This is a genomic window from Longicatena sp. 210702-DFI.1.196 (assembly GCF_020563125.1).
In the GTDB taxonomy this organism is placed as follows: domain Bacteria; phylum Bacillota_I; class Bacilli_A; order Erysipelotrichales; family Erysipelotrichaceae; genus Longicatena; species Longicatena caecimuris.
This window is the reverse complement of record NZ_JAJCPX010000069.1, coordinates 1-5708: the sequence shown is the minus strand read 5'-3', so window position 1 is coordinate 5708 and position 5708 is coordinate 1. Positions and strand designations below refer to the sequence as shown.

The 5708-nt window shown below is 34.3% G+C and carries 6 protein-coding genes; all 6 read right to left on the bottom strand.

The annotated features are described in order from the left end of the window. Nucleotides 1–248 precede the first annotated feature (248 nt). Nucleotides 249–2279 (bottom strand): FtsX-like permease family protein, encoded by a 2031-nt coding sequence (locus tag LI241_RS15340; RefSeq protein WP_227151444.1) that lies wholly within the window; start codon nt 2277–2279, stop codon nt 249–251. After that, a complete protein-coding gene (locus LI241_RS15335; protein ID WP_008690006.1) occupies nt 2269–3036 on the bottom strand; it encodes an ABC transporter ATP-binding protein in 768 nt (255 codons plus the stop codon). Before LI241_RS15335 ends, LI241_RS15340 begins: the two co-directional genes overlap by 11 nt. Nucleotides 3037–3047: 11 nt before the next feature. After that, nucleotides 3048–3230 (bottom strand): hypothetical protein, encoded by a 183-nt coding sequence (locus tag LI241_RS15330; RefSeq protein ID WP_008690005.1) that lies wholly within the window; start codon nt 3228–3230, stop codon nt 3048–3050. 351 nt (nt 3231–3581) lie between these two features. Then, a complete protein-coding gene (locus tag LI241_RS15325; RefSeq protein ID WP_008690004.1) occupies nt 3582–3806 on the bottom strand; it encodes a hypothetical protein in 225 nt (74 codons plus the stop codon). A gap of 124 nt (nt 3807–3930) precedes the next feature. Next, nucleotides 3931–4944, bottom strand: a complete 1014-nt coding sequence (locus LI241_RS15320; protein ID WP_008690003.1) for a sensor histidine kinase — start codon at nt 4942–4944, stop codon at nt 3931–3933. Next, on the bottom strand, nt 4934–5608 hold the full coding sequence (locus LI241_RS15315; RefSeq protein WP_008690002.1) for a response regulator transcription factor: 675 nt from the start codon (nt 5606–5608) through the stop codon (nt 4934–4936). The genes LI241_RS15320 and LI241_RS15315 overlap by 11 nt, the downstream gene beginning before the upstream one ends. Between the last annotated feature and the right edge of the window lie 100 nt (nt 5609–5708).

Below are 5708 nucleotides of genomic sequence, written 5' to 3'. Positions count from 1 at the left end.
GAACCGTACGTACGGTGGTGTGAGAGGGTGATTTATTTCACCCTACTCGATTGTATGTAAAAAAACCCCCTAAACTCAGCATTTTATCATAAGCCGCTAAATCGTTATTATCCCATATATACCCATTCAGTATTTCATACGATTACAAGTAAAGGGTGCGAGAAAAGAGGTCTTTATCATAAAAAGAAATTATTTTTAGCAATACAAGAATATTGATACATTTCATAGTTTATAAAACAAATATGACATTATGAACGTAAAATATTTTTATATCCGATATAAGTAATGGCAAAATAAGATCCATAGATAAGTGTGATAATACACGCTGTATAGAAAGAAGGGATAAGGATATCACTTTTACCGAATAATAAAACTAATTCATTTACGACTTGAATACCGATAAAACTATGTAAGAGTGCTAATAATAATGGCAGGAGAAAGTATATACTGATTTGTAAAAAGATAGAACGATTTAACATTTTCTGATCTGTACCAATCTTGGTTAATATCGCATAGTGTTTTTTATTATCATTTGCCTGTGATAACTGTTGAAGTGCTAGGATGATGGCACTAGCAATCATAAAGACGATGCCAAGATATAAACCAATATAAGTAAATATCACCGACATGCCTTTATTGGCTTCTTTAACTATTTGCGCTGAACGTCCTAGAAAAGGATAGTGATTAGCACTTTTTGTATGTAATTTTTGATTTACCATTTGATCAAATGCAGTTTCCTTGGTAGGGTCTTTTAATTCGACATTCCAAGCTTTTACATAGGGAAGCGCATCTGAGGGAATAAGCTCATCCTGTATGATAAAAACAAAGGTATCATATCCGATATTGCTGGAGGTGTACATGGAAACAGCTTCATAAGTATCATTAATTATCGTTAGTGGGGTATTATATAACTGAATAGTAGGATGAGCAGCAAGAATATCAGAAACAGCTTGATCAAACAAAGCCATGGTCGTATAAAGATAAGTTTCATTTGATTTCAAATGAAGTTTAGAATTCCCGGTTTTTTCTAAAACATAATTAAAGTCACTAAGGGGAACCACCAGTATAGAAGTATTTAATTCATTCGTATTTATAAGATTGCGCAGTTCTTTATCGCTTACATATTTACTGAAGGAATGCACATCACTTTGCAGTTTTGTCATATACATGCTAGTGATTCTTGTTTCCTGTATATTAGGATCATCGCTTATTCCAAGTTTATCAATAACTGCTTGAAATTGCTCGTTGTTCATTTGTTTAGGATGTTTTCCCCATGGATATTGTAAAGATAAGGAATAATCAAAAGGGGTCACATTACGTATACTCTTATTAATGGTTGCATTCATGTTCCAGCCGGTAGATAATGCCCCGATACTTATTAACAGCATGATGCAAACAATGCTCATTGAAATATAGTTTGAATTTATTTTGGCATTGATCTGGTTCAGAATAAAGATATTTAAGTTTTTTAAATAAATAGTATGAAATCGTTTGATAATTGTTATCAGAAAGCCAGCCAAAGACATGAAAAATAAGAAAGTTCCTATGCTGCCACAGAGGATGATGGTTGGTAGATGATCGAAGGAAAGTATCAGACTTTTTTCATATAAAGCCTTATGATATGTAAAAGCGAGTATGGCTAGGGAAAGGATAAATAGCGTAAAAGATAAATAAACCTTTTTAATGTGCATGTGTTCAATGATGTGTTCTGCTCTTACTAAGTCTATCAGTTTATAGCGGTTCAAAATGAAGGTATTAAACAACATGACAATAAAAAAGATGATACTAAAGGAGAAAATGGTTAATATAGTGGCATTATTTGAGTAGATAAAATGATAATCTAAAGAAACCTCAAATAAATTGGCGGTGACGCTTGTCAGGATTTGGGAAAGAAAGATGTCGATAAGCATGCCGGTAAACAAGGATAAGATACCGATAATAAATGTTTCATACACCAAGACACGGGATATTTTGTTTTTTGGCATTCCAAGTAGCATATATAAACCAAGTTCTTTTTTTCTGCGCCGAATCAAAAAGTTATTTGCGTATAAAATAAGAAAGGCTAAGACAATAGCAATAAAGATGGAAAGATATTTCATGGTATAAACCAGAATTTTAATCATTTCCATCTGTGATTGACTGACCTCCATGACTGCCTGTTGTTCTTGAAAGGAATTAAACATATAGAACAGACAGACAGAAAAGGCTAAGGTCAAGAAATATATGAGGAAGTCTTTATAACTTTTTCGGACATTGCGCAGGGCAAGTCTAAAGTACATTACTAATGTCACCTCCCAATAGTGTGACAACTTCCATAATACGGGAGAAAAATGCTTTGCGCGTGTCATTGCCGCGATGAAGTTCGTTAAAAATCTTACCATCCTTGATAAATAAAATACGATGAGCATAGGATGCGGTGAACGCATCGTGGGTTACCATCATGATGGTTGCGTTAAATTCTTGATTTAAATGTTCCATAGTATCTAATAGCATACGACTGGATTTGGAATCTAAAGCACCTGTTGGTTCATCTGCCAATATCAAGCTTGGATTGGTGATTAATGCTCGGGCACTTGCGACACGTTGTTTTTGACCGCCGGACATCTGGTAAGGATATTTTTGTAAAACATCAAGAATATTTAATTTATGAGCTACTTCTTTGATACGTTTATCAATCGTATCTGGTTTCACTTTTTGGATGGTCAATGCTAAAGCAATATTTTCATAAGCATTTAAAGTATCTAACAGATTAAAGTCTTGGAAAATAAAGCCCAATTCTTCACGACGAAATTTGCTTAAGTCACCTTTTTTCAATGTTGTAATATCAGAATCATTGATAAAAATGTGACCACTGGTTACCGTGTCGATGGTAGAGATACAGTTTAACAGTGTCGTCTTTCCAGAACCACTGGGTCCCATCACACCAACAAATTCCCCATGTTCAACAGAAAAGCTGATATTATCAACTGCTTTTGTTATGTTACCGCGATTTCCATAATATTTTTGAATTTTATCTACAACTAATACAGGTTTCATAAGCTCCTCCTTTATTTATGCAAATGCTCATGGATGGCATTAAGTCGATATAATAGTATGGTCATAAGAAATAAGAAGAACAGACACCAGTAAATGCCGGTATGTAAAAATGGTGGCAGCAGAGTCTGTAGAAATAAGAGTATCGCCATACATAAAATACAGCCTTCGATTCGATGATTCCATAATGTTTTCATATCATCACCTCCATGGTACACTCATATTTTACGTTATCTGTGTCTGCTACGCCATGGATGTGTATTACAATATACTTACATTTCTGTAAGTTAGCATTTTTATCATCTTCCACACACATCTCTTATGAGCTTTGTTGTGGACAGATATGTAAATGCATTATCTTATAAAAGAAAGAGGCAGATACGAAAACGTATGTATCCTCACATATAAGAAACGTATATAAAAAAACGCAGTTATCGTATCATAAAGAAATGCATAGTATAAAAGCAAACCGTTATCCTTCAAGAAAAATGCTACAGATGCCCCGTTTAAAACAAAGCGTTCTGTAGCTTTTTATCTGCTTACCACAGCTAGGCTAGCAGATCTTGAATTTCTTTTAGAAAAATAGAAACTTCACGTTCACCAAGTGTCTGCTTCAGATACAATCCACAATAATTTTGTAAAAGGTCGCACTGTTCATGAATACGTTTTTGCTCTTCTTCTGTCGTAGCAGCTTTTTCCAATTCTTTTACATAGCGGACAAAGTCAAGCAGAACATAGATAATCAGATAACTGTTTTTTTCACTTGTGTTCATAGTTCTCCCTCCCTGTATGTTCATACTAGCAGAAATTTGTATATTTTACCATAGATATTCCGACATATTATACAATAAAAAGCCTTATATTAAAGGCTTCTAGATAAAATTTATAAAAAATTAATTACTTTAACAGCATCAATGTACTAATGGGAAAATCCAATGTTATAGTAGTGCCTTCACCTTCTGAAGAAGCGGCATGTATACCCAAATATAGTTTATCGCATAAACTCTTACATAAATATAGCCCCATACCGGTTGCTTTCTCATTTATTCGGCCATTTTTACCAGTAAATCCCCGTTCAAAGATGCGTGAAATATCACTTGGACAAATACCGATGCCATTATCCTGAATATGCAGGTGGATCGTATTTTCTTTCCGCTCTGCATAAATGTGCAATGTTTTTTCTTCTTTATCCATGTATTTGATAGCATTTAAAATGATTTGTTCGAGAATAAATTCCAGCCATTTATTATCACTATATACGATTTGGTCAAGATTTGATAATTCTACGCTGATTTTCTGTAAGATAAATATTTTAGAATGCTTGCGTAAAATCTTGGATATACATTCCTGTAGTGATAATTCTTTAATTAGATAATCCTTTTCTACTGATGTGCTGCGGGCATAGAAAAGTGCTTGTTCTACAAAGCTTTCTACTTTTTCTATTTCTTCATGTAAACTATCGGTAATGGCGGATGGATTATTAGAAATCACCAATTTTGCTGCGGCAAGTGGGGTTTTAATTTCATGAACCCACATCTCAATATAATCTTTATAATCGGCTTGTGCACTGCGATAAAGGTTGACATGATCAGCCATCGATTTATCTACCTCATGCAATACTTCCATAAGAATTTTACCATCTAAGAATAAGGGCTCTTCCATCATTTCAGTAAGCAAATATTTTTCATCTAAGGATTGTGCGGTATCTAACAAACGTTGATAAAAAGATGCACGGCGTACATATTCAATGATGAGGATTGCCAGCAGCATGCCCCAATATAATAGAGATACAACCATGATGGCCTGCGTATTATTTCCTATGCCATAAAGAAATAGCACGATAATGGCATAGGTCAATAAGCCTAACAAGATGAAATATAGTTTCTCAAATAAATAATCTTTAATCTTCATAAATAATGTATCCCATACCACGTTTTGTCTGAATCAAATCATCCAATCGCAGATATTCCAATTTCTTACGCAGGCGGTTAATATTGACCGTTAAGGTGTTATCATCAACAAACAGATCACAATCCCACATATGCTGCATCAACTCATTGCGGGAAACAATCTTATTTTTATTTTGAAACAGACAATGCATGATGCGTAATTCATTTTTTGTTAAATCAACACTGTTGCCTTTCCAATTGAGGGTGCTTTTGGATATATCTAAGACGATATCATGAATCATCAATTGGTTGCTGGAAGCGTGCTCATAGGAACGCTGTAAGATACGGGAAATTCTTGCTAATAGAATTTGCAGGTTATATGGTTTTGTCACAAAATCATCGGCACCAAGATTCATGCTGATTAATTCATCCATATCAGAATCACGACTTGTGACGATCATGATAGGGAGTTCACTGTTCTTACGTACTTCGCGGCATATAAAATGGCCGTCTACGACAGGAAGGTTTAGATCTAGCAGTAGTAAATCTGGCTTCTGCTGATGAATATCTTCCAGTAAATGATCAAATTCGGCAGGACCAAAGGCCTCATATCCGTTTTTACTTAAAAAATCACAAAGCTCATTACGTATTTTATCGTTATCTTCAATTACCATAATGCGATACATATCATCACCACCTTGGTTTTATTATAGCTTATTTTGTTAAAAATGAAAAAGAGGCTGTAACGAATAAGAAATAGCCTCACAAATAAAAATACGTCAAACT

What these genes read in the sequence shown, in the direction of transcription:
- LI241_RS15315 (WP_008690002.1), bottom strand. Translation starts at nt 5,608, where the DNA reads ATGTATCGCATTATGGTAATTGAAGATAACGATAAAATACGTAATGAG.
- LI241_RS15330 (WP_008690005.1), bottom strand. Translation starts at nt 3,230, where the DNA reads ATGAAAACATTATGGAATCATCGAATCGAAGGCTGTATTTTATGTATG.
- LI241_RS15340 (WP_227151444.1), bottom strand. Translation starts at nt 2,279, where the DNA reads ATGTACTTTAGACTTGCCCTGCGCAATGTCCGAAAAAGTTATAAAGAC.
- LI241_RS15335 (WP_008690006.1), bottom strand. Translation starts at nt 3,036, where the DNA reads ATGAAACCTGTATTAGTTGTAGATAAAATTCAAAAATATTATGGAAAT.
- LI241_RS15320 (WP_008690003.1), bottom strand. Translation starts at nt 4,944, where the DNA reads ATGAAGATTAAAGATTATTTATTTGAGAAACTATATTTCATCTTGTTA.
- LI241_RS15325 (WP_008690004.1), bottom strand. Translation starts at nt 3,806, where the DNA reads ATGAACACAAGTGAAAAAAACAGTTATCTGATTATCTATGTTCTGCTT.